Genomic DNA, 25,836 nt, shown 5'->3' with positions numbered 1-25,836 from the left:
TCAATAAGATGCGCATGATTTTAAAGAAATATAATCTTTTACTATTTTTTCATTATTAGCAAGACTTATAAAACGTTCTTCGGATTCCATTAAATTGTTCAAACTAGATGGACAGGGCGCATGAATTCCACAGGCATTTTTGATAGCATCAGGAAATTTTGCAGGATGAGCGGTGGCAAGGACTATCATTGGAATATATGGCTGTTTGTTTTCACGCGCTACTTTAAGAGCAACAGCTGTGTGTGGATCAGCAAGATAACCGCTTTCTTTATAAACATGGTCAATCGTTTGTGCTGTTTCAGCTATGTTGCTTTTCCCAGCAGAAAATAAAGAACGAATATTCTTAAGTTGTTTTTCATTAAGATGAAAGGATCCTGATTTTCTCAAGTTTTCCATTGCATTGCGAATCCATACTGAATCACGATCATTACTTTCAAAGAGTAAGCGTTCAAAATTAGAAGAGACTTGAATGTCCATGGACGGTGATGTTGTATGGGTTATCGGTTGTGTTTCATAAGTACCGCTGGTTAATGTACGTACGAGGATGTCATTATCATTTGTTGCAATGATGAGCTGTGCGATCGGTAACCCCATACGGGCAGCAACATAACCTGCAAAAATATCACCGAAATTTCCAGTAGGAACAGTAAATGAAACAGCTCTATCAGGAGCACCGAGGGAAAGTGCAGATGAAAAATAGTAAACGATTTGCGCCATAATGCGTGCCCAGTTTATAGAGTTAACACCAGAAAGAGCTGTTTTTTGTCGAAAGGTATGATCGTTAAACATTCCTTTGACAAGCGCTTGGCAATCATCAAAGTTTCCATCAATAGCAATGGCATGAACATTACTGCTTTGGTTAGTCGTTATTTGTCGTTGTTGAAGAGGTGAAACGCGTCCTTTAGGAAACAAAATGAAAATATCTGAATGTTTTCTTTCAGCAAAGGCTTGTATTGCGGCACCACCAGTATCACCTGATGTAGCAGCAATAATCGTTGCCCGTTTATTTTTTTTAGTGAGAACGTGATCCATCAACCTTGAAAGAAATTGCATTGCGACATCTTTAAACGCCAAAGTGGGGCCATGAAAAAGTTCAAGGATAAACTCGTTTGTTCCAGTTTGGAGTAATGGGCAGATTGCTGGATGATGGAAAGTGGCATAAGTTTCAGCAATCATTTTTTCAAAAGAGGTATATTCGATTTCCTCATTCACAAAAGGCCAGAGAACTTTTTTGGCAATTGTTGTATAGGATTGACCGCGCAGTGCTCGTAATGCATTGGGTGATAATTGAGGAAATTTTTCTGGTAGATAAAGCCCTCCATCATGTGCGAGACCAGTCATGATCGTTTCAGTAAAGCCTAGAACAGGGGCTTCACCTCTTGTGCTAATATATTTCATGAATCTTTTCTTTCATTTATTTGCAGTAAAATGATGCAATTATATATTTCATGTTTTTAATAATATTCAAATTATTAAATGAATAAAAGTTTGTTTGTTTATGCTTATAAATAATGAAAAATCAGTGACAAAAGAAACAAAAACATGAGCACTTGAGGATATTTTATATAATATATTGAATATTAAAGATTTTTTATATTACAAGAAACAATTCTTTTCTTGATTATGTTATATTTGAATTGTTTTTTGCCTATCACGATTGTTATACAAAAGAACATTTATCGAATAATTTTTTCATGAAACTTAATGACTGGTGCTATTTTTTCTTAACCTCGTATAATCAATAACGTGTACGATAATGAATCTTTATAAAATCGTATATTATGATTTTCCCTGAGGTGTTTACGAAATAATTTATAACATTTATACGTAAAACTGTGCATTGGAAAAGACCTTTATTACGTTTAAATGATCAGTTTTTATGCTAATAAGTTGCTATATTGATACGACAACGCATTGATTTATAACGGATAATTTATCGTTTTGCATGTTGAATGAGACACCCGAATATTGTAATATTCTCTCATCTCATCTCATCTCATCTCATCTCATCTCATCTCATCTCATCTCATCTCATCTCATCTCATCTCATCTCATCTCATCTCATCTCATCTCATCTCATGCTCAATCAATCATCAAAACTATGTTTCTGCATGTCATAAGCGGGGCTGATGTGTGGGTAAAAAACTCTAAAGAAAGGAGCAAAAATGCCTCTTATGAATTGTCTAAATAGCAAGGGCTGTTCCAACATTGGGGGCCAGTAAATAGTATGATAGGGCCGGCCTGATACTACACGGTATGATAGGTAATGAAAAAGTCATCCATGGAAAACATAAAGAGCCTGCCTCAATTATTTGAGGCAGGTTGCAATTTAAAGATTGCTTTTAGAAAAAAAACAGATAATTGAAATTACTTTGTTTTTCCTATTCCTATACCCACTATTCCACTAAATAGAGACATAAAAAACCCAGTGAAATAACCAAAAATTATAGCTCCTAATGTAGTAAAAGTTCCTATTGTAATAGGTTCAAATACTTTCTGAAATTCTCCTTCAATTGTATCTTCATTTCTAACTCTATGTTTTAAAATTGGAACATAAAGAGTAGCGATATTAATTGCTTTCTTTTTTACCGACTCCATTACAAAAATATCTTTTTGTTGTGCGTTGTTGCTCAAATGATTTGCATGGGTGTTTGCAACTTGTGAAAGAGAGAAAGCAATTGCTATAAGAATATTTAACATATGACCTTTAAGTACTTTAATCATAATTTTACCTCAAATATTTTTTTAAATTCAATAAAGCAACATATTGATATTATCGATAAACATGATAAATATGAGGTTTATCAGTTTTTATTGTCTGAATAACACATTATGTATTATTAGTTAATGTAACGAACAAATAATCCGGTTATATTCAGATGCTATATTGAAAATTTTATATTATAAACATTGAAAAATTTAAGTGCGAAATTAGAAATATCGTATTAAGTTCTTTATTATCCACCCTAAAAGCATGCTCACTGTAGTTGTTGCATACCCAGCTAGCGCTGCAGCACTAAAAGTTCCTATTGTAACTATAATGGGTCCAACCACTTTCTCAACTCTTCCTTCAGAAGTAGTAACATTTGTTCCTTCATAATTTAAACTTGGAATATCAAAAGTCGTAATGCGGGTTACCTTTTCTTTTATCTGCTCTATTAAAAAAATCTCTTCTCGTTGTGCGTTATTGCTCAAATGATTTGCATAAACATTTACAATTTGTGAAAGAAAAAAAACAATCACTATAAAAATATTTAATACATAAATTTTAAATAATTTTGTCATAATTTCACCTCAAAGACTTCCTATCCATAATACAAGAAGATGGATGAATCCGTATAATAAATGAACATAGAGGATATGGTGTATTATCTATAAATGCTATTTTATGAATAGATAATGATTAATTATGTTATTTAAATAAGAATAGTAAAATACATAATATACTTTTTAATAAACGGTTTATTTAAACATTAATACGATATCCTTTATTATTCCTATGATAAAACTTATTACAGATCCAAAAGCAAAAAATCCCAATGCTAACGTCATATTGGCCACTACCTTTTCAAATTTTCCTTCAATGGCATCTTCGGCATCTTCATATATTGTTCCATAATTTACCACGGGAACAGAGAGAGAAGTTGTACCAACTGTTGTATATGTTACATTTGCTACTTGTTTTATCACGTAATTAACATCCTTTTTTTGAGGACTGTTTTTTAAATGATTGGCATGAACATTTGCAATTTGTGAAAGAAAAAAAGCAGTTGCTATAAAAACACTTAATGAATATTTTTTAAATAATTTAACCATAATTTTTATCTCAAATAGTATTAACTTTTATTAATATGCAATAGATAATTACCTTTTTAGATACTTAGTAAGCAAACAAAAATAAATACAAATTATATATCATATTACATAACACGTATAAATATACTACAATATGAATTTATAGTCAATAAATGAATATTTACATTATGTATTTTAATTAAATACATATAATGGGATTATAAATTTTATTTTATTTTCTACATATTTTTTAGAAATTTTACTAAAGATATTTATGTATTAAAAACATTATAATTTACTAAAAATACTTATTTTAAAATTGGTATCTGGATGTGTTATTATGAGAGAAGAAGTTAGTAGAAAAAGAGAATTTTTTGTGTTTCTCTTATACTCAACATTAAAAAATATTTTTTTCAATTCATAAATTCAAATACATAACGTGTTGTATAAGAATAAATTATTGTGTGCAAGCAATACAGAAGTGAATAATGAAAAAAAATATTATCTATAGAGAAGTATTTTATAAGTTTTTTATAAAATTATAATTATTTTTTGATTGTTATTCATAGTGATGAATTTTAGAAATTATATGCTCTAAAGCTCATAGCATTGTATTCAACTTTTATGTTTACATTATTTTTATCTCTTAAAGAGAAAAGCGTGCTTCATTTCTAATTATATCAATTTTGTATTTTATTATGATATGAAGGAGAAGGTAGAGTTTTATCATAACTTAATCTAAGTTGAAGAGAGATAGATGCTTCATGGATTATAACAATTGCTCCACAGGCGTTGTTTATAATATCTGGCCAATGCGGTTATATTTTTCTCTTGGTAGGTATACTTTAATAAGGTTTAGGTCTTTTGGTAAGAGTCTTTCTTAATGGAGGGTATGGATTGATAGATCTCCAAGACAGCTTTTTATGATAGTTCTTGCCATACTGCCATTGCCTCTAAAACTTCTAGTAAATAATCATGTTTGGCGATAACTGTTTCAGCTCCAGCTTCTGCAAGTGCACTAGAGTGACCAGGGTAGCTATGTGATCCTCCCGTAAAGCCGATAACACGCATACCAGCAGCAGTAGCTGCATGTACGCCGTGAATTGAATCTTCTATAACAATAGTATTTTGGGGATCTGCGTGTAATTGTTGTGTTGCAAAAAGAAAAACATCAGGAGCTGGTTTTGTTTTTTTTGTTCCAACTTCAGGTGCAGAAAATATTTTATTTTTACCACCAAAAAGATCATAAAGATTAACAGCAGAGAGCATCTCTTTTACATTTTCGCTTTTTGCATTAGAGCAGATACAATAGGGATAGCGTGTTTGAACAACCTCTATGACTTCTCTTATACCATCAAGAGCACGTAAATCAGTTGTTATTTGTGCACGAAAGAGATTTGACATTTGATTTATGAGATGAGCAGAGACTGGTTTTCCTGTTTCTTGTTCAACTTGTTTAAGAATATCTCGAAAAATCAGTCCCGCATAACGTTCTGCCAATTCTTCAGGTGATATTTCATATCCTGTTTGTTGAAGTAATTGAGATCCAATTTTTGCTGCAAGATATTCAGAGTCTACTAAAACTCCATCACAATCAAAAATAATGAGATCTATTTGAGGCATGAAATATTCCTTTACATATTATTTATAACTTGAAAAATTTTATAGAAATGTCATTGAGACGATTTTATTTCATAAAAATATGCTTTTAAAGTAAAATATGCTTTTAAAGTGAATTCTTATTCATTTGACGAAATGAAGAGACGAGAAGCATGCGTTGAAGGAAAGAAAGTAAGGATTTATCCGTATGAAATTCTTTATTTTTCTTGAAATAGCAAAAATACCTATCAATTTTACAGGATTTTAACAATACGTTTACTCTATTTTGTAAATATGGATTGGTAATGCGGGCCTATAAACTATTTTGATTGATTATAGGGCAAATTCAGTTCGTTTTGTTGGGTTTTTCATGACAGTTATTCAGCTTCAAAAAGATTTTGTTCACACTTTTTCACGGGGACCATGGCGCAATAAAATTTTCAAAGGGGATTGTGTTGCCGTACTGGAAAAACTTCCAAAACATTCAGTTGATATGATTTTTGCTGATCCTCCTTATAATTTGCAATTGGAGGGAGCTTTATATCGTCCAGATCATTCACTTGTTGATGCGGTTGATGATGCATGGGATCAGTTTGAGAGCTTTGCTGCTTATGACGCTTTTACACGTGCATGGTTACTTGCTTGTCGTCGTGTGTTAAAACCCAACGGGACAATTTGGGTTATAGGATCTTACCATAATATTTTTCGCATTGGTACGGCGCTGCAAGATTTAGGTTTTTGGATGCTCAATGATATTGTTTGGCGTAAAAATAATCCTATGCCTAATTTTCGAGGGCGTCGCTTTCAAAATGCTCATGAGACGCTTATTTGGGCAGTTCGAGATCGAAAGGATAAGAAATATACATTTAATTATGATGCTTTAAAAGCTGCGAATGAAGATCTACAAATGCGTTCCGATTGGCTTTTCCCTCTGTGTACAGGTTCTGAGCGTTTAAAAGATGAGGCAGGGCGTAAATTACATCCAACACAAAAGCCACAAGCGTTATTGGCTCGTATTATTATGGCTTCTAGTAAGCCTGGTGATGTTATTCTTGATCCATTTTTTGGTTCGGGGACGACAGGTGCTGTTGCCAAACTTCTAGGGCGTGATTTTGTAGGTATTGAACGTGAGCAAGACTACATTGATGCAGCGTGTGAGAGGATTGCTGCGGTTAAAGCTTTAGATAAACCAGAATTGGCAATTTTGGATAAGAAAAAAGCAGAACCGCGTGTAGCATTCAATAGTTTACTTGAAGCAGGTTTACTCCATCCTGGAGAAGTTCTTTATGATAGCAAGAAGCAAGTATCTGCTATTGTAAGGGCTGATGGTACGGTTATGCATGGTGGTGAAGCAGGTTCTATTCATGCAATGGGGCGAAAGGCTCAAGATTCACAAAGCTGTAATGGTTGGACTTTCTGGTATTATGAAGAAAATGGACGATTGAAATCGATAGATGACTTAAGAATGATAATACGTTCTCAAATGTTAAAAACCGGTGTTGTATGAAAAACTTAGCTGGCGCTATCATTATCTGTTAGGTAAGCTTCAATATTGCGTTCTTAATATTGAGACGATTTGATATATTTGTTTCCTTCCTAAATGTTTGTTATTCACATAGCATTCCCCGCTTGTAATGTGCAAGCAAACGTTTTATTTATAATGTATAATTAAGAGGGTTTAAAATGAGAAAATCCACTGTAATTCTTGGCTTCTATTCAAACTGTACAATGTGAATTATCATTATAAATAAATTTTTTATGAAGAATGAAATATTGTTCATGAAACTAAAAAATATTTCTCAGTGTTGCACATTCACGAGTTTTTTAAAGGATATTTCTTAAAGCACCCAAGCCCATTTCATGACGGCGTGCGTGAATGGTATGGCAATAAAGCCATTGAGCATCACCATCTTTACACTTATGAAGATACAAGCCTGCCCCATCATACGCTTTACCGGCTCCCAATGTTGCGACGACCTTTGTTATTTACACGATTCATAACAGGCATTTTTACTCCTTTCTTGAGAGTTTTTTCACCCACACGCCAGTCTCGCTTATGACGTCCAGACACATGGATTTATTGATTCAACATAAGAAGATTTAAAATAAGAGAATCATACAATATTCGGGAGTCTTATTCAATAGGCAAAACGATAAATTACATTTATAAATCAATATGTTGTTGAGATTAAGAGTTATTTTAATCGAAAAGAATTGGGAAGAGCTACAGAGATCGCTTTTTTCATAACAGTAGGTAGTGCTTCTTCAGCAAGATTTTGGATATCACACCACCAACCATTTTCACGATTTATTTCGTGAGCGCTTTTAGTACAATAAACATCGAGTTTGAGAGAGAAGTGGGTAAAAACATGTGTAACTTGCCCTTTGAATTGCCAATTGGCGATAAAGGGTGCGTTTTGAAGATTGTTTTCGTTGTTTATTCCAATATTGTTAGGAATTTGCGTCATTCCACCGAGAAGTTTTTTACCTTGTCGTTTTTCTAAATAAATTTGTTCCTTTTCATTAAGAACGACAAAGGCAACACCAGTTTTTGAAGGGCGTTCTTTTTTAGGCGCTTTGACTGGAAAAGACTCTGGTCTTTTCATCTTTTCTGCTTTACACAGTTTTTGAAGAGGGCAGAGGTAACAAGATGGTTTGCGTGGTGTACAAAGAGTTGCTCCTAGATCCATCATTGCTTGAGCAAAGTCTCCAGGGCGATTTAAAGAGGTAATTTTTTGTGTTTTTTCTCTGATTTCCGCTTTTGCTTTTGGCAAGATTGAAGCAATAGCAAATAAGCGGGTAACAACACGTTCAACATTACTATCAATCACTGCTACAGGGTGGTTAAAAACAATTGCGGCAATAGCAGCAGCGGTGTAATCTCCAATACCAGGAAGAGTTTGCAATGTTTTTACGGATTGTGGAAATTGTCCTCCGTAGTTTTCAATAAGCTGTTTAGCACAATTTATCAGATTACGTGCGCGTGAATAATAACCAAGTCCAGCCCATGCTTTCATAATATCCTCTTGTGGGGCTTTTGCTAAAGAAGAAAGGTCTGGCCAAAGTTTTAAAAATTTTTGAAAATAAGGTTTTACGGCTTCGACAGTTGTTTGTTGAAGCATAATTTCAGAAAGCCAAACTTGGTAGGGATCAGGGTGGATTCCCTGTCTTTGTTCTTCGGGGGTAATCCGCCATGGTAAATGTCGGTGCTTTTGATCGTACCAAGAAAGGAGGCGCGAAGAAATTTCATACATGATAGTTTTGAAGCATAGGGAGATATAAAATGCAAAAGAAAAAACATTTTTTACAAATCATGTTTTTTATCTATGATAAAAATTTTTCTTAGCTAAAAATTGGACTTTGTTGATATTTAATGAGATCTTTGGAAGAAGAGTTTTTTAGAGGAAAGAAATTTTAATAATTGAGTTCATGACGGGATGTTGATTGAGAAATTTGATAAATGAGCAAACCATTTAAAAAGCGCCATTTTTATTCTCTTTCTGAAACGGTCTCTTATATGCTTAATCCGATTTTATGCAAACGGACAGGGTTTAACATGGCACTTATAGAGCATTGGCCACAGATTGTAGGTTATGATATAGGTCAGCATACAATGCCGCTTAAAATTATTTGGAAACGTCGCGCTCATCAAGATGAAGTTTTCCAACCTGCAACACTTGTTGTCACATGTGAAGGATTTTCTGCCTTAAAATTAATGCATGAAACAGATGAATTGCTTCGTAGAATTAATGTTTTTTTTGGATATATTGCTATTGACCGTATTAAGATTGAACAAAGTTGTATATCTGTTTTGAAGAATCACTTACCGATGAAGTCTGATCCGAATGAAAAAGACAAAAAGCGTATAGAAAAGATGCTTAAAGAGATTGAAGATGAAGGTTTACGCCAATCGCTTTATGAACTTGGCTGTTGCATTTTTGCAGAAAAAAATAATAAATAGAAAGGTATTTTACATCTTTTCCTTTAGTATGTAGGAAATATTAAGTTTTTTATTGTTCAATAACAGCAGAAAAGTATTATTTATGATAAAATTTCGTTCTTTTTTGTCTTTCAGGATAATTTTTCTTTTAATGACGGTTATACAAATCAGTATAACGAGTACAGCTGCTAGGGATATTAAGCCAGTTGCGACTGTTGATATGGCTGAACTTCTTCAATCGGGTAAGGTTAAGGATAGGTTTGAGGGGGAAGAGAATGCACCGGTAACAATTATTGAATATGCTTCATTGACATGTATTCATTGTGCACATTTTTATAATGATGTCCTTCCCCAAATTCGTAAAAAATATATAAAAACGGGAAAAGTAAAACTTATTTTTCGAGATTATGCTTTTGATCCTAGAGCAACGGCAGGTTTTATGTTAGCGCGATGTGCACCAGAAGACCGTTATTTTCCTTTGATCGAAGTTTTATTTCAAAAACAGCAGGAGTGGGTTTGGGAAAAAGATGCCTTAACACCATTGAAAAAAATTGGCTTAATGGCTGGCTTTACAGATGAAAGTTTTAATGCGTGTCTAAAAAATCAGTCACTTTTAGATGAAGTGAATGCATCTTTTGAGCGTGGTAAAGAGCTTGGTGTTACTGCAACACCTACATTCTTTATTAATGGTAATAAGTATGAAGGTGTTATGTCAGTAGAATCTTTCTTTTCGGTAATTGATAGTTTTCTTAAAAACTAAATCTTCTTTCCAAGAGATGAGATATTGATGCTTTTCGCTATTTCTCTTTTAGAAGGGTTGGTTTTTCGCATTTCTGAGGCAATATTTTTTTTAATTTAGCCAATTTTGAACTGAGGCATTTTTTTAATAATGGGCTCCAATCAAATAATTATTTTAATGCTGATATGGGAGGATTTTTATGATGACAAAATGGGTTTATAGTTTTGGTGATGGCAATGCAGAAGGAAGTGCAAGTGAGCGCAATCTTCTCGGCGGTAAAGGGGCAAATTTAGCTGAAATGAGTCATCTTGGTTTGCCTGTACCTCCTGGATTTACTCTTACGACAGAAGTTTGTAATTTTTATTATGCTCATGATAAGTCATATCCAAAAGAATTACAGGAAGCTGTTAAACAAGCGCTTAAAGGCATTGGTGAACAAACAGGACGTGCATTTGGTAATGAAAAAAAACCGCTTTTACTCTCTGTTCGCTCTGGAGCTCGTGCTTCTATGCCAGGAATGATGGATACGGTACTTAATCTTGGTATGAATGATAAAACTGTACAAGCAATTGCTTTACAAGCCGATAACGAACGCTTTGCTTATGACAGCTATCGCCGTTTTATCCAAATGTATTCTCATGTTGTTTTGGGATTAGAACATTCTCATTTTGAAGAGATTCTTGATGATGTAAAAGTACGCAATGGTTATGCTATCGATACAGAGATGACAGCGGTTGATTGGAAAGATGTTATTGTTTCTTATAAAGCATATGTTGAAGAAAAGTTAGGGAAACCTTTTCCACAAGATCCTGAACAACAATTATGGGGAGCAATCGGAGCCGTTTTTTCAAGTTGGATGACAGCACGTGCAATTACTTATCGTCGTTTACATAATATTCCTGAAAGTTGGGGAACAGCAGTGAATATACAGGCGATGGTGTTTGGTAATATGGGTGAAGATTCGGCAACGGGTGTTGCTTTTACTCGCAATCCATCAACAGGTAAGAAAGAGCTTTACGGTGAGTTTTTAGTAAATGCGCAGGGTGAAGATGTTGTCGCAGGCATTCGAACGCCCCAAAATATTACAGAAAATGCACGTATTGTTGCGGGCTCAAATAAACCATCCTTGGAAAAAATCATGCCCGAGGCTTTTTTGAAGTTGTGTCAGATTGCACAGAAGCTTGAACAGCATTATCGCGATATGCAGGATCTCGAATTCACCATTGAAAAAGGTAAATTGTGGATGTTACAGACTCGTTCGGGAAAGCGAACCGCGCGTGCTGCTCTAAAAATGGCGATTGAAATGGTGGAAGAGGGATTAATCAGTCATGAAGAAGCGGTGTTGCGAATAGATGCAAAGTCGCTCGACCAACTTCTCCATCCAACTCTTGATCCTAAAGCAGAGCGTTTTGTTATTGCACGCGGATTACCTGCTTCCCCAGGAGCAGCAACGGGTGAAATTGTTTTTACTTCAGAAGAGGCAGAAACTGCCTCCACAGAAGGTCGCAAAGTTATTTTGGTGCGTGTAGAAACAAGCCCAGAAGATATTCATGGCATGCATGCTGCGGAAGGGATTTTAACGACGCGTGGTGGTATGACAAGTCATGCTGCTGTTGTCGCGCGTGGTATGGGGAAGCCATGTATTTCTGGTGCTGGTAATGTACGCATTGATTATAACACAAAGACAATGTTTGCTTCAGGGCAAAATTTTAAAGAGGGTGATGTTATTACCATTGATGGTGGGTGCGGAGAAATTTTCAAAGGGAAAGTTGCGATGTTGCAACCTGAGCTTTGTGGAGATTTTGCAAAATTGATGGAATGGGCTGATGGAATCCGGCGTATAAGAGTTCGCGCCAATGCTGAAACACCCTCTGATGCACGTATGGGGCGTTCCTTTGGAGCTGAAGGTATTGGACTTTGCCGCACGGAACATATGTTTTTTTCTGGTGAACGTATTGTGGCCATGCGTGAAATGATTTTAAGTAATGATGAAAGTGGACGTCGTAAAGCATTGGATAAGCTTTTGCCAATGCAGCGCTCAGACTTTAGTGAATTATTTGAAATTATGTGTGGTTTGCCTGTTACTATCCGTTTGCTAGATCCACCATTACATGAATTTTTGCCAAAAACAGACACAGAAATCTTTGAAGTTGCAACGGCTATGGGAGTTTCAGTAGATGCGCTTTCTGCACGTGCACAGCAGTTGCACGAATTTAACCCTATGCTTGGATTAAGAGGATGCCGTTTAGCTATTACTTATCCTGAAATCGCAGAAATGCAGGCACGGGCTATTTTTGAAGCAGCAGCAGAAGCTGCTCAAAAATCTGGCTCTCCTGTTATGCTTGAAATTATGGTGCCGCTTGTTGCGCTTAAATCTGAATTTGATTTTGTAAAAGCCCATATTGATAAGGTTGCTAGTGAAGTGATTAAGGAAAAGGGTCAGAATATTCAGTACATGGTTGGAACGATGATTGAGCTTCCAAGGGCTGCTCTTCGAGCAGATGAAATTGCTGAAACAGCTGAATTTTTTTCATTTGGAACAAACGATTTGACGCAAACGACTTTTGGAATTTCACGCGATGATGCTGCTCCCTTTTTAGCAACCTATTTCCAAAAAGGACTTTTAGAACAAGATCCTTTCGTATCGATTGATCGTGATGGAGTAGGGGAACTTGTTTCTATTGCTGCGCAGCGGGGACGTTCACGACGCGAAAAAATTAAACTGGGAATTTGTGGTGAACACGGAGGTGATCCTGCGTCTATTGCTTTATGTGAAGAGAATGGTCTTGATTATGTTTCATGTTCTCCTTTTCGGGTGCCAATTGCGCGTTTAGCAGCAGCACAATCGGCTCTTATAAACAAAATATAAAAAAGATTTTGAGTTTTTTCATTGTAGAATGTGCAGCTATTTATGCATTTAAACGGCTCATAAGGGGTGTGTTTACTTCTCACTTAAATGTTTTTTTCTATGCGGATGTTTCTTGTAATATGCAAGACAACGCACTTTCATAATTCATGATAAAAAGAGTTGAGGTGAGAGAACTTTTCTGTATTGGTCGCTTTCTTTTAAGTGATAAAAACGATGAATAATCATTGTAAATCAAATATTTTGATTGCGGTATGTAAGATAACTTGCGTGTGTTTTTATATTTTCTTGACTAAAAGAAAAAAATGAAGATACACCTTAAGTTGTAGGAATAAGAAAAAACAGTATTCCTCTTATATATTTATAAAAAAGTATAAGGCAAGGGAATGTGTTATCACCAAGTTTTCAGCGTTTACTCTATCAGGTGAATGCGTCTTTTAGTTCAACAAACCAACTTCATGCATTTTCATCAAAACTGTATGATCAGTTTTACCTGTTATAGGAAGATCAAACATTTTTTGAAACTGTTTTAAGGCTTCTGTTGTTTTGTGATCCTCTATACCCGTGATAATCACCTCGTTATGACCAAAAATGCGTAAAGCTTTTTGCACTCGTATAATATCTACAACAAGAGGTTCTGAAACATTTTCTTTTAAGCGCGGCACATCGTTTATTCTTGTTGTTTCATTTGTCATTTCTCTTTCACTACGCCTAATTAATATCGCAATTTCATCTGTTGCAGTTTTAAGTAAAATATTTTTTTGCATTTCGTGAGCAGTTTGTTGTTTCCAAAGTGCTATGGCACGACGCGTTTTAGGTCCCTCTATTCCATCTAAAGGACCATCATAAAATCCTAGCTTTGCTAGCTTTTTTTGCATTTTTAGTGTATTTTCTAACAAAGCAGGAGAAGATAAATTGTTCTGTAAAGGGATTAGAAACGATACAGAAGCATCACGAGAAACTGCCCGAGTTTTTTCTTCTTTTCCAGGTAAAGAAGAGTTTTGTTCGATATCTGAATCAAATGCAAACTTCATTTTAGTAAAGACGTCTTGATGCATTATCATTTGTGAAAATAAAGCATTAAATGAAACAAAAACAAAACTAATGGTAAAAAGGATTAATCCAGCGAACAATAAAGTATTTTTTTTTGTATAAAAACAAAGTGTTTTTATTATCCAAAAAAGAAAATACCCGATTATAAGCAAAAAAGTTATAAAAATACTACTATAATATTTACTCTGTTTGACATTGTTTGTTTTGTACTTTTTTCGTTTTTTTGTCATTATTTTAGTTTTTTATTTTCGATAGAATTATTGTTACTTCCAGTGAGAGAGTCATATCTATGTTGTTGCTTTTTCTTTCAAATTGTTAAAATAAGTAAGCTTGTTGTGTAAATATGTAAGCTGATAAATCAGCAGTAGCTCTCATTCAAATTTCTTAATCTCATGTTAGACAGCATTTTTGGATGTGTATAAAAACTTTACAACTATACGATACCATTTTACATTTGTAAGTCACATCATCACATATCATCATCTAAACTGAAAGATCTATGTTATTTTCTTATTTTTTGCGTATATATTTTGCAGTATTTAAAATCAAAATTGAAACACATTTATTTAACACGCTGCGGAGCCAGTAGCAGGGTAGGGGTTTTTCAAATATTTTACATGTACATAGGTTCATATTTCCATACAATGTTAATGGGTATCATTGTTTTTCAATAATCATTATGTTCTTATAAATTCACTCTACTAATATTTCATAAATATCAACGGTAATCATTTGAAAAATATTGGTGAAAAATAAGTGGACTGTTTAATCCTTACAACTTGATATCATACTTTTTTTATAAAAAAGAAAATGGCAACATGAGGTACTGTAATCATCACGTGTTGTCATGGTTATGAGGTATAATCTCTTTTATTTTACTCTTGTTATATGTCATAGAGAAATCCAGCTTACATATTCTCAAGGGTTTTATTTTTATTGCATAATTTTGACGTTAATTTTTTAATAAAAAGATCATACCTCTCATTTTTTATAGCTATTTCATATCTTATTATAACAAAGTTAATGCTATAAATCGGATAAACAAATGCTCAACTTGATAAAAGTCTTATTTTATAAATTTTTTATAAAGCAGAAGCGCCTACACTGCTGCTTTATTTTATTTACAGCTAGGGTGCATTGATTGCCCATGATACGTTTTTTGATCAAATTATTATTATTTTTGTTCTTTGTTTTTGTCATTATTTCGTTTTTTGTAGAAAAGCCGAGTAATGATTATTCCCCTATCCAAGGGGAAAATCAGACAATAATGAGTGATGTGATTATTGCTTTTAAGGAAGCTTTAAAAGATTTAGGAACATTCTGTGATCGTAATATAGAAGCCTGTAAAACCGGAAAGTCTTTTTTAAGTTCACTTGGCGAACGAGCGTATCATGGTGCAAGAGCAGCTTACAAATATTTTGGACGCATAATGGATAGTCAAAATATGGGATCTCCTCCAGATATTATGTTTAAGAGAGAAACAGAAGAATCCACATAAAAACAGAAGCGTATGACGTTACCTTGAAATAAAAACTTTTAGTGCTTCCTATTGATGTTATGTTATGAGGTATCAGTACTTATGTGTCAATAAAGTCTATGTAATATGATAATCAATGCAAGACAGGACGGAGATTATGGCAGAAACGATTGATAATATTATAGAAAATTTTTCTTTTCTGGATAATTGGGAAGATCGTTATCGCTATGTAATTGAATTAGGTCGTGAATTACCGCCTTTTCCGGAGAATGCGCGAAACGACGAGCACAAAGTGCCTGGATGTGTTAGCCAAGTGTGGCTTTTATCTTCACGTAATAATTCAGATAATCCAACATTAACATTTCAAGGCGATTCCGATGCTCATATTGTACGTGGGCTTATTTACATTCTTCTTGCTTTTTATTCAGGCAAAAAAGCCTCTGAAATTCGCAACGCTGATGCTGAAGGCCTTTTTCAAACACTCGGATTAAAAGAAAACCTTACACCACAACGATCAAATGGTCTTAAATCAATGATTGAACGAATTCGTAACGAAAGTTATATATAAAACTAACCCTTTAAAGAACAAACGTCTGTTAAAAAGCACTTTATCTCTATAAAGACACAAGGTCCTCCTAGACGCTATCATTTATTTTTTTTTCGTTTGCTTTTGCGCCCAAGTCCCATTTCCTTTGCCAAAGCGGAGCGTGCTTTTGCATAATTAGGTGCTACCATAGGGTATGAACTGTCCAACTGCCACTTTTCACGATATTCTTCTGGCAACATTCCATAATGGGTCATAAGATGACGCTTTAAAGATTTAAACTTTTTTCCATCTTCAAGGCAAATGAGATAATCTGGAAAGATTGAACGTTTTGGATTAACAGCTGGCCTTTGCTTTTCAACTTCGACCTCTGTTGATTCTACATTCCCCGCTTTACGAAAAGCGGCATGAACATCAGCAATTAAATTTGGTACTTCAGTCGGTCGAATAGAATTATTACTTACGTAGGCAGCAACGATATCAGCAACCAATGTAATAACTAAATTGCTTTCAGTCTCTAAGACTGGACGATGTTCCATTCTTGTTTCCTTTATTTAAAATCAAGTAATTTAAAATCGAGATACAACACGTATACTCATGATATGAGATCCAATGTACATAGGCTTCATATTGTACAAAAATCTTTTTTGTCAATTCAATTATTCTACAAAATTGCTAAAACATAAAAAAATCAAATAAAAACCTATTTTTAGACATAATATACAATAAGAAAACTGAAAATATTAATCTGTTAGAATACAGCTTTTATTATATTATATCATAAATAAAAAATATTATAAAGTTATTTATTGTATATATTTTATATAAATAAAAAATATTATATTTAATATATAAATACTTTTAATAAAATAAAACAAATTTTAATTTAACAATTTATTATTAATAATAATAAAATTACAAATAAACATGATATATAAAAATATTTTTTATGTAAAAAATATTTTTATATATATACTTTTAAAATAAATTTTATTTTGTATATTAAAAATACATTTATTTTTCTTTAAGAAAAAAACCAATTCTGCTACAAAATAGCCTTGTTTTTCTAATCTACCATTTTTATAAAAGCAGTATTATTCTCATAGAAAACGGTACCGGAGGTATGCTATAAATAGCAATACATGGTATAATTGCGCAATTTATCGTAGCTGTTCTATCGCATCTGTTTTTTATTAAGTGAGCAGAGCTGACCGCTTTTATGCACTTGCATAAATCTTGTGATTCTAACATATAAGTAAAATCATTAGTCTCTTTTAAGATAGGATCGTGCATGAACAGCTCTTTGCTTCTCCCCCCAAAAGCATCAAAAATTGCACATAGCGAAAGACATCACGGTATTTATCGTGATGATCCTTATCATTGGCTACGTGCCTCTAATTGGCAAGATGTTTTTAAAAACCCGAGCTATCTTGATGAAAATATTCGACAACATCTTGAAAAAGAAAATGCTTACCAAGCTTTGCAGATGGCTGATACGAAACCATTACAGGATTCACTTTTTGCAGAAATGAAAAGCCGAATCCAAGAAAATGACAGTTCCGTTCCTGTAAAACGTGGTCCTTTTGCTTATGGATTTTCTTATGTTACAGGAGGCCAACAACCACATTATTTTCGCACACCGAGGAATGGAGGAGAAAAAAACGTTTATCTTAATGGTGATGCTTTGGCTGAAGGGAAAGAATATTTTAATTTTGGTGCAGTTGAAGAATCTCCTGATCACACACATGTTGTATGGACTTATGATGACAAAGGCTCAGAATTCTACACCGCTAAAGTTCGTAATTTGGAAACATTATCTGATAGTATGGATATCATTACAGATACATCGGGACAAATTGTGTGGGATGCTAAATCTGAAGGTGTTTTCTATACTAAGATGGATGAAAACCACCGCCCTTCGAAGCTTTATTATCACCGATTAAACACCGATCAATCACAAGATAAGCTTATTTTTCGTGAAGATAATCCAGGATTTTTCTTACATGTGAGTGGTTCTAAACTTAATGATATTATTTATATTAATATTCATGATCACGAAACGTCAGAGATCTGGTTGATTCCCGCTGAAGCACCTCTTACTGTTCCTCAATGTGTACGGAAGCGACAAAAAGGTATTGAATATTCATTAACAGAAGGTGGTGATGTTTTTTATATTCTGACAAATTTGGATAATGCAAAAGACTTCAAAATTATGGTAACGCCGTATGCATCTCCACAATCAGAAAATTGGTCTGAGCTTGTGCCACATCGGCTTGGCTATTTTATATTATCCCATGATGCATATCAAAATTTTCTTATCTGGGTCGAACGTTTTGAGGGGCTTCCACGTATAAAAATAATGGACCGTACCACTCAACAAGTTCATTCCATTGCTTTTACTGAAGAAGCTTATTCTTTAGGTCTACAAGGTGCAGCAGAATATGACAGCCCAACTATTCGCTTTTCCTATTCATCTATGACAACACCGGATCAAGTGTTTGATTATGAGATGAAAAGTCGCAAACGCACGCTTTTAAAAACGCAAATAATCCCCTCTGGACATCATCAGGATGAGTATATAACGCGACGTATTATGGCAACAGCAGAAGATGGTGAGAAAATCCCTATCTCAATTTTTTATCACAAAACTACTGTTCTTAATGGTCGTGCCCCCTGTTTACTTTACGGTTATGGTGCCTATGGAATCTCCATTCCTGCGAGTTTCAATAGCAATGCACTTTCTTTGGTTAATAGAGGTTTTATTTATGCTATTGCCCATATTCGTGGAGGAAAAGAAAAAGGAGTGGAATGGTATGAAAAGGGAAAACATCTCTTTAAATACAATACATTTACAGATTTTATTGCTTGTGGGCGCTACCTTGTAGAAAATAACTTCACTTCTCATGACCGCCTCATTGCTCAAGGTGGCTCAGCAGGAGGGATGTTGATGGGAGCTATTGCCAATATAGCTCCACAAGATTTTGCTGGAATCATAGCGAATGTGCCTTTTGTTGATGTTTTAAATACCATGTTAGATATTTCACTTCCACTTACACCTCCGGAATGGCCCGAATGGGGGAATCCACTTGAATCAAAAGAGGATTATGATCTTATCGCATCCTATTCCCCCTATGATAATATTAAAGCTCAAGGATATCCTCCTATGCTTGTGACGGCAGGATTAACTGACCCTCGTGTCACCTACTGGGAGCCTGCAAAATGGGTAGCAAAATTACGAGACTTAAAAACAGATGATAATGCAATTTTATTGCGCATTAATATGGATTCAGGCCATGCAGGAGCCGCTGGACGTTTCTCGAAGTTAGAAGAGGTTGCATATATCTATGCGTATATCTTAAAAATAATGGGAAAAAACTGCTGTTAATTGAAAATATTCTTATCTTTTTGAAAAGCTCCATAACCCGCTAGATTATGGAGCCTTTAGTAAAAAATAAAAAATTATTTAGAGAGCTTAAAAGCCGCAATCTTCATAAAGTTTTAAAACATAATCCCAATTAATTAAATGATCTACGAAAGCTTCAAGATATTTTGGGCGCGCATTGCGGTAATCAATGTAATAGGAATGCTCCCACACATCGACACCCAAAATAGGTTGAGCATCATGAACTAAAGGATTTTCACCATTAGGTGTTTTCATAATTGCAAGCTTGCCATCCTTAACAGCAACCCACGCCCATCCAGAACCAAACTGGGCACTGGCAGCAGCAATAAAATCTGTACGAAATTTATCATAACCACCTAGATCAGATTCAACAGCTTTTGTTAATTTTTCAGGAAGTTTTTGACCTCCTCCACCTTTTTTCATCCAATGCCAAAAATGGTTATGATTGTAATATTGCGCTGCATTATTAAATAAACCAACATTTTTTCCAAAACTTTTTTTAACAATATCTTCAAGGCTTTCGTTTTCTAAACCTTCATATTTTACAAAGTTGTTGGTATTGGTAAGATAAGCGAGATGATGCTTATCATGGTGGTATTCAAGTGTCTCGCGTGACATATAGGGCGAAAGGGCGTCATAATCATAAGGCAACGCGGCCAATTCAAAAGCCATTTTAAAAATCTCCTCGATTCTATTTGTTAAGCTCATTTCAAAAGCTTAATTTGCCATTTACTGTGCCTAAAAGCAAATTTTGAATATCTATTTGTATGAAAATTTGATTATCATCTCTTTATAAAAAGACTTCCTTTGAAAATTTTTTCCATCTATAGCCTCACAAAAAATGCAATGATCATTTTCAAAAATAATGTGGTGTTTCATTAAGAGCCATAAAAATGAATTTAGAGCGTTATCAGCTCTTGTTTTGTTGTCTAAAATATTTCCTCAAATACCATACAAAATATCTTCAATGTTTGTAATTTTTTCACTCTATTTACATGATGCCATTTTTTTTAATATCGAGTGTTTAACAAAATGCTAGCGGTTGTCTTTTATAGATATATTGATTTTACATAGACCTGAGAAATTTTTTAATAAGTTCAATAACAACTAACAGCTTAGACAGATTGATTTCAAAAGCGCTTATTCATGATTAACAAATGATATTCGTCATGCATAATGCATATTGACCCAATTTTCTTAATAGGTGAAGATAAATTGTTGTACTTTGAACAACAAAAATCGGGAATACGATTAAAAGACAAAAAATCCTAAACACACAAGCTTGCTCTGTTTTCCTATCTCATGTCAAAGAGTTTAGATTTGAGTGCATCAAGAAAACGTAAGTTTGTGATAATTATAAATATCGATAAAGCGCAAAATTTATGCTTTCTGTTACCATAAAAGGAATGAATAAAAAAGCAAAATACAAAAAAAGATGGATGGATAGTTATTCCTTAATGTTAGGAGAATAAATGAATATAGAGTTTGTTATGAATTTTGTATCAAAGCAACAGTAATAAGACTTCAAAATTTTATGATAAAAAAATAAGAGCTTTGATTTTCAGATATTGCGTATGCTTACAGGAATCGTTATAAAGTGCGGGAGTCGCTATAAGAATATTTTTCTTTGGGGTATAGCCAAGCGGTAAGGCACCGGTTTTTGGTACCGGCATTCCCTGGTTCGAATCCAGGTACCCCAGCCAATATTTAATAAAATCGGTTGTAAAGTAGAAATTTGAGAGTAAGGCTCTAGCGGGCTCGTGGAGGTATAGCTAAGTGCTATACATTATCTAATCTATAAGTATTTCTCTCGTCTTTGAGTAAAGGAATCCTACTGGTGAGTAGCTGGAACTCGTCATGTCTGCGCTTACGAGAGATAAATAGTTTTCAAAAAATTGATTTTTAGGAGTTTTAATTCATAGGGGAGTATGAGAGGGAAGGGGTAGAGGATTCTATCAACGCGAAATATAAAATCTACTGTGAAGAGCTCTGGGGTCTATAGCTACACCAGCGGGCAATTTTCCGTATTCCACCGTCTTCATTCCGTCGGACGGCATAGAAATATTTTTGATGAGGAAACACATGCCGTTGCATATCGCGAACAATAGCAGCGGTATTACCGTGTGGTGCGACATAATCAATGAACCACACATATTCTCCGCCTTGCCAATTGGCATGAGGCAAAAGCTCTCCTTTTTCAAGCATAGATTGATGATTTTTTTCATCTAAAAAAGCCCAAGTGATAAACGCGCAAAATTCTCCACGTTCATTTTTATAGAGCCTATACTGTCCAGTACGTAAGGCTGGTCCTATGTTGAATTCGATATCCCAAATTTTCCAACGGCGGTGTAAGGGGGATTGAAGCATTAAAACCACCATAACTCCTAAAGCTGTGAGGGAATCTATGAGCGATGGTGGAGGGTTTTCATTTACACGCATTATCTTTCCTGTAGAGATTGTTTTAAAATTTTAGTGATAGGTTCAAAGAAGTAGGAAATTAAACGCCGTTTTGCTGTAATGACATCAGCTGTCACGGTCATGCCGGGGATAAATTTAAGCTGTTTACCATTCAAATTGAGATGATCTCGGTCAATTTTGATTAAAACTGCATAAGCCCCATTAATTTCTTTATCATAGCGCGCTGTCGCGCCTACATTAACAACTGTACCGTAAATAACGCCGAAACGTTCAGGAGGAAAGGCGGAAAACTTTACATAAGCACGTTGGTTTTTTTCTAAAAAGCCAATATCTCGGTTATCAAAAAATGCTTCGACAATGAGGCCGCCGGTGACAGGGACAATACGCATGAGAGTTTTACCAGCCTCGATAAATCCGCCCAAAGTGTGGATACTTAAATCATCAATGCGACCATCAACGGGGGCGTAGAGTGATAAGTGATCAAGACGATATTGAGTACTATCAAGTTTTGCTTTTAACCCTTGAAGATTTAATTCTGTTTCACGAGAAAGTTGACGATAGCGGGCAATTTCATCGGAAATAAGGCTTTGTCGTTGTTGGCGGAGGGTATCTATTTCAGCGGCATTTTCTTCTAGACGCTTTTGATTGATTAAAATCTCATGCTCTACATTTTTAAGATCATGTAAACGCTCTAAATAAAGAGCTTGGCTGATAACTTTTGTTTCTATCAGGCTTTTTGCAGCTTTTAATTTTCCTTGGCTTAATTGACGATCATCTTCCAGCCTATCTAATTGCGCATGTTGTGTTGCACCGCTGTGCTCGACGCGGTCCGCTTGTGCTTTTAGCGCCCTTAATTTATTTTGTAGAGATTGAAGGGTAGCGCTAATAAGTTTTTCCCCTTCGATTCTTACCGTTTTGTTTCCAGAAGAAGGGACGTCTTGTAGATAGGCAAGCCCTTTGGTCACAAAATCTTTATCTAAAGGATCACTTTCACGCAAAGCTGTTAAAATAGCTGTTGCGATTTGTGCTTGAAGGGTTTGTTGCGCAATATCGGCTTGAACGCGTGCGCGTTCATTGATGGCTTCGCGTTGATCCAATTGGATAAGGAGATCCCCTTGATGAACAAATTGTCCTTCTTTTACAAGAATTTTCTCAATACGACCTGTATTTTGTGCTTGTACGAGTTGAACATAGGCGGTGGGAATGACCGTTCCTTGCCCTCGTGCAACGATTTCTGTTTTTGTGACAAAGCTGCCAATCACAATAAAGAAGAATAACGTGACCAAAACGATAATCACCATATGAAGCGTTGGTGACAAAGGGCGTAAACGAGGTGTTTTATCCGTCATTTTTTACCTCCAGATCAGCAAAGTTTAAGACAGTTGCGTGCTGAGGAAAAAGATCACGTTTGTGGGTAATAACGAGAACGATGCGTTCTTGCGAAAGTTTATATAAATGTTCAACAATCTGTGCACTGACAGTATCATCCAATGCGGAGGTTGGCTCATCCAAAATAAGAAGGCTTGGGTTTATGAGAAAGAAACAAGCCAAAGCCAAGCGTTGGCGCTGACCACCTGATAAAAATCCACCTTGCTCTCCCACTTGTGTTTCTAGTCCTTGAGGCAACTGAGCAATCAAATAGTGACAAGCACTAGCATATAGTGCAGCGTTGATTTCATCTGTTGTGGCATCTGGTTTGGCGAGAAGCATATTTTCAAGAATGGTTCCAGAAAAAAGGCAAGGATTTTGGGGGAAATAGGCGATTGTTTCACGCACACTGCGGATATCAAAGTTCTGTAAAGGTTGGTTGTTAATGAATATCTTTCCACTTGTTGGCGGGTAGAGACCACAAAGGAGCTTAGCCAAGGTTGTTTTTCCACATCCTGAAGGACCAAGCAACATAATCGGTTTTCCAGCTTGTAAACAGACATTAAGGTGGCTGATAATAGGTTTTTCTCCATAAGAAAAACAAAGATCGTTGGCTTCAAGAAGGGGTGTTGTAGTGAGCTGAAGAGGAGGTTTTTCTACTTCCCATTCTGATGGGGTATTAAGAATATCGCCCAAACGAAGGCGAGAGATTTTTAAGTGCTGCCATTCTTCCCATAAAGAGGCAAGACTTAAGATAGGACCAGAAACATTACCGGCAAGGAGATGAAAGGCAATAAGTTGCCCTAGCGTAATCTGGTTTTGAAGAACTGCTTGAGCACCAAAAAAGATAATAAAGATAGTGAAAAGATCACCAAAAATATGACTCATGGCTCCATTGAGAAGATGCAATTTACTGGTTGTAAGGCTTTGATCTAAGCTACGAGTTAGAGTTTCTTGCATGCGTATTGTATGGGCTGGCTCTTTTACATGCGCTTTTATGGCTTCAAGATTGGTAAAACTTTCAATAAGGCGCGATTGATGGGCTGCTTGCAGAGTGAAAGTGCGGCGTAATTGGTGGCGTAAAAAGGGACCGACCACTGCTAAAGAACCCATTTGTAAGGGTAAGATGATAAGAACGATAAAAGTGAGTTTCGGACTAATGGAAAAGAGTGCAGCAATATAAATAATGGCAAAAAGAACATTCAGGACGGTTGTCGCAATGGTTCCCGTTAAAAAACCACGAATTGTATCAACCTCTCCGATTCGTGTGAACAGTTCTCCTACCTGCCAAGAAGATAAGACAGGTAATGAGAGGCTTAACACATGGGTGTAAATACGACGTGCAAATTCTAGAGTCAGCCGATTGGCTAAATAAGCTCCTAAATAGCCCGAGAGGGAGCTAAGAGCCGTGCTAAACAGCATGATAGCAATCATAAGGATAACGATAATATAAAGGCTTTCTACACGCTGAAAGGGTAAGATACGGTCGATAATCGCTTGGAAAATAAAAGGATTGACCAAGCCGAGTAAGCGCAAAACAATGGCCACAAGACTGAGTTCAATAACATAGTGAATATACTTCTTAGTAGTTTTAGTAAACCAAGAGAAGGATACTCGTTTTTCGGATGAATTGCTCATTTGCTTTTTATTATTTTGTTAAGAGAAAACATCGCTTCATGTATCATATTTAAACAGTATTATAAATAAAAATTATTTTTAATTCAAAAATATATTTTGTTTATAACAATATATACATAATCTATTTATTTATTTATAAAAGAAAAATGTAAATTTTGTTCAAATTATGTTTGACATTAATTTTAAATACATTACAAAGGTAATGTATCGTAATGATACGTCGTTTTAATAAAAAGGAGGATAAAATGGGTAGTTCAAGTTCATCACGTGATTCAGACAATAGTTCACATTCATCAAGTTGGTTTCATTCTGACAGGTGTGATGCGGGTGGTTATACTTATGATGTGGTTGCAAATGGTATTAAAGGCGCAGTAATAGGAGGAGCAATAGGCGGAGCTAGGGGAGGATTGGCAGGCGCTGGCTATGGAGCGGCGATCGGTGCAGTAGACCGGGGTGCTGACGCTTGGTTCAATAAGCTGGATGAATGCACTAAAGAATAACGAGTAAAGTAATTGAATATCTCTGAGGTTAGTAACATTGCGACATAATTTAAAAGTTATGGCACAACTCATCTCAGAGATATCTATTATTTATTGTAAATAGATGTTTGGTTTTTTTGTTATGGATATTATTTATAAACTTATAAAATTATTTCTTCCACTAGTTATAAGTGTTTTGGGATGTATGTTGTGCTATAGATTTTTTAGCAGTTATAGTTGGAAACAAGCTGCAAAGGAATCGTTATCATTAGGAATTATGGTGTTTATAATGATAAAGATTGTTGATTATATTATTGTATATATTGGTTTGTAATTATAAAAATATAGTTTTTGATATACACTAATTTTATTTATAAAATAAATTATAATATTATTATAAAATGTAATTTTATTTAGTTTTTTTATAGAGTTTCCTGTTAAAAGACATAAAATTAACTTTTCTAATGCGTTTAAACAACGACTCTATTTACCAAGTGCGTAAAATCAGGCAAGGAAA

20 protein-coding genes, 1 tRNA gene and 1 pseudogene are annotated in these 25,836 nt (G+C 34.9%); 9 read left to right on the top strand and 13 right to left on the bottom strand.

From position 1 onward, the window contains the following. The 5 genes from thrC to NMK50_RS05715 all read right to left on the bottom strand — a co-directional run bounded on the left by thrC (position 1) and on the right by NMK50_RS05715 (position 5,418). Positions 1-1,398: a threonine synthase gene (thrC, locus tag NMK50_RS05735; RefSeq protein WP_254769670.1), complete on the bottom strand. Its 1,398-nt coding sequence runs from the start codon at positions 1,396-1,398 to the stop codon at positions 1-3. Between the two features lie 969 nt (positions 1,399-2,367). Beyond that, entirely contained in the window at positions 2,368-2,724 is a 357-nt protein-coding gene (locus tag NMK50_RS05730) for a hypothetical protein (RefSeq protein ID WP_254769669.1), read from the bottom strand. A gap of 207 nt (positions 2,725-2,931) precedes the next feature. After that, positions 2,932-3,285 (bottom strand): hypothetical protein, encoded by a 354-nt coding sequence (locus tag NMK50_RS05725; RefSeq protein WP_254769668.1) that lies wholly within the window; start codon positions 3,283-3,285, stop codon positions 2,932-2,934. 177 nt (positions 3,286-3,462) lie between these two features. Then, entirely contained in the window at positions 3,463-3,816 is a 354-nt protein-coding gene (locus NMK50_RS05720) for a hypothetical protein (RefSeq protein ID WP_254769667.1), read from the bottom strand. 900 nt (positions 3,817-4,716) lie between these two features. Then, positions 4,717-5,418 carry an HAD family hydrolase gene (locus tag NMK50_RS05715; RefSeq protein ID WP_254769666.1) on the bottom strand — a complete coding sequence of 234 codons (702 nt, stop codon included), beginning with the start codon at positions 5,416-5,418 and terminating at the stop codon, positions 4,717-4,719. A gap of 346 nt (positions 5,419-5,764) precedes the next feature. Between NMK50_RS05715 and NMK50_RS05710 the strand changes: the two genes are divergently transcribed. Then, a complete protein-coding gene (locus tag NMK50_RS05710) occupies positions 5,765-6,901 on the top strand; it encodes a site-specific DNA-methyltransferase (RefSeq protein ID WP_254769664.1) in 1,137 nt (378 codons plus the stop codon). Positions 6,902-7,224: 323 nt separating this feature from the next. On the opposite strand, the pseudogene NMK50_RS05705 reads toward NMK50_RS05710, so the two are convergent. Together NMK50_RS05705 and mutY are read right to left on the bottom strand one after the other, a co-directional pair. Then, positions 7,225-7,402: pseudogene (locus tag NMK50_RS05705) on the bottom strand (integrase); the annotation flags it as partial. Positions 7,403-7,589: 187 nt separating this feature from the next. Next, positions 7,590-8,648, bottom strand: coding sequence for an A/G-specific adenine glycosylase (mutY, locus tag NMK50_RS05700; protein ID WP_254769662.1), 1,059 nt, complete (start codon positions 8,646-8,648; stop codon positions 7,590-7,592). A 206-nt stretch (positions 8,649-8,854) separates the two neighbouring features. On the opposite strand from mutY, the gene NMK50_RS05695 reads away from it, so the two are divergent. From NMK50_RS05695 to ppdK, 3 genes are all read left to right on the top strand, one after another. Continuing rightward, positions 8,855-9,355: a DUF721 domain-containing protein gene (locus NMK50_RS05695; protein ID WP_254769660.1), complete on the top strand. Its 501-nt coding sequence runs from the start codon at positions 8,855-8,857 to the stop codon at positions 9,353-9,355. Between the two features lie 82 nt (positions 9,356-9,437). Further along, positions 9,438-10,094 (top strand): DsbA family protein, encoded by a 657-nt coding sequence (locus NMK50_RS05690; RefSeq protein ID WP_254769659.1) that lies wholly within the window; start codon positions 9,438-9,440, stop codon positions 10,092-10,094. 181 nt (positions 10,095-10,275) lie between these two features. Next, positions 10,276-12,942 carry a pyruvate, phosphate dikinase gene (ppdK, locus tag NMK50_RS05685; protein ID WP_254771200.1) on the top strand — a complete coding sequence of 889 codons (2,667 nt, stop codon included), beginning with the start codon at positions 10,276-10,278 and terminating at the stop codon, positions 12,940-12,942. A gap of 434 nt (positions 12,943-13,376) precedes the next feature. Here the strand turns inward: ppdK and NMK50_RS05680 are convergent, their stop codons facing one another. After that, positions 13,377-14,222 carry a peptidoglycan-binding domain-containing protein gene (locus tag NMK50_RS05680; RefSeq protein WP_254769658.1) on the bottom strand — a complete coding sequence of 282 codons (846 nt, stop codon included), beginning with the start codon at positions 14,220-14,222 and terminating at the stop codon, positions 13,377-13,379. A 917-nt stretch (positions 14,223-15,139) separates the two neighbouring features. Here NMK50_RS05680 and NMK50_RS05675 point away from each other — a divergent pair. Together NMK50_RS05675 and NMK50_RS05670 are read left to right on the top strand one after the other, a co-directional pair. Next, positions 15,140-15,490, top strand: a complete 351-nt coding sequence (locus NMK50_RS05675) for a DUF5330 domain-containing protein (protein ID WP_254769657.1) — start codon at positions 15,140-15,142, stop codon at positions 15,488-15,490. Positions 15,491-15,626: 136 nt separating this feature from the next. Beyond that, a complete protein-coding gene (locus NMK50_RS05670) occupies positions 15,627-16,037 on the top strand; it encodes a SufE family protein (RefSeq protein ID WP_254771199.1) in 411 nt (136 codons plus the stop codon). A gap of 77 nt (positions 16,038-16,114) precedes the next feature. Here NMK50_RS05670 and NMK50_RS05665 read toward each other — a convergent pair whose 3' ends face one another. Beyond that, positions 16,115-16,552: a Ros/MucR family transcriptional regulator gene (locus tag NMK50_RS05665; RefSeq protein WP_254769656.1), complete on the bottom strand. Its 438-nt coding sequence runs from the start codon at positions 16,550-16,552 to the stop codon at positions 16,115-16,117. Positions 16,553-17,304: 752 nt separating this feature from the next. On the opposite strand from NMK50_RS05665, the gene NMK50_RS05660 reads away from it, so the two are divergent. Then, positions 17,305-19,398 (top strand): S9 family peptidase, encoded by a 2,094-nt coding sequence (locus NMK50_RS05660; protein ID WP_254769655.1) that lies wholly within the window; start codon positions 17,305-17,307, stop codon positions 19,396-19,398. A gap of 87 nt (positions 19,399-19,485) precedes the next feature. Here NMK50_RS05660 and NMK50_RS05655 read toward each other — a convergent pair whose 3' ends face one another. After that, positions 19,486-20,088 (bottom strand): superoxide dismutase, encoded by a 603-nt coding sequence (locus NMK50_RS05655; protein WP_254769654.1) that lies wholly within the window; start codon positions 20,086-20,088, stop codon positions 19,486-19,488. 956 nt (positions 20,089-21,044) lie between these two features. Between NMK50_RS05655 and NMK50_RS05650 the strand changes: the two genes are divergently transcribed. Continuing rightward, positions 21,045-21,119: transfer RNA gene (locus NMK50_RS05650), tRNA-Gln, on the top strand. 271 nt (positions 21,120-21,390) lie between these two features. Here NMK50_RS05650 and NMK50_RS05645 read toward each other — a convergent pair. The 3 genes from NMK50_RS05645 to NMK50_RS05635 are packed head-to-tail and all read right to left on the bottom strand — an operon-like array spanning position 21,391 to position 24,750. Then, complete coding sequence (locus tag NMK50_RS05645; protein WP_254769653.1) at positions 21,391-21,855, bottom strand: toxin-activating lysine-acyltransferase; 465 nt, start codon at positions 21,853-21,855, stop codon at positions 21,391-21,393. Beyond that, a complete protein-coding gene (locus tag NMK50_RS05640) occupies positions 21,855-23,183 on the bottom strand; it encodes an HlyD family type I secretion periplasmic adaptor subunit (RefSeq protein ID WP_254769652.1) in 1,329 nt (442 codons plus the stop codon). Before NMK50_RS05640 ends, NMK50_RS05645 begins: the two co-directional genes overlap by 1 nt. Beyond that, entirely contained in the window at positions 23,173-24,750 is a 1,578-nt protein-coding gene (locus tag NMK50_RS05635) for a peptidase domain-containing ABC transporter (RefSeq protein WP_254769651.1), read from the bottom strand. The genes NMK50_RS05640 and NMK50_RS05635 overlap by 11 nt, the downstream gene beginning before the upstream one ends. 335 nt (positions 24,751-25,085) lie before the next feature. On the opposite strand from NMK50_RS05635, the gene NMK50_RS05630 reads away from it, so the two are divergent. Next, positions 25,086-25,340, top strand: coding sequence for a hypothetical protein (locus NMK50_RS05630; RefSeq protein ID WP_254769650.1), 255 nt, complete (start codon positions 25,086-25,088; stop codon positions 25,338-25,340). Positions 25,341-25,836 lie beyond the last annotated feature (496 nt).

The sequence above is a fragment of the Bartonella harrusi genome (genome assembly GCF_024297065.1).
Lineage (GTDB): Bacteria > Pseudomonadota > Alphaproteobacteria > Rhizobiales > Rhizobiaceae > Bartonella > Bartonella harrusi.
The sequence above is the reverse complement of the archived record's forward strand: the minus strand, read 5'-3'. Positions and strand labels throughout refer to the sequence as shown.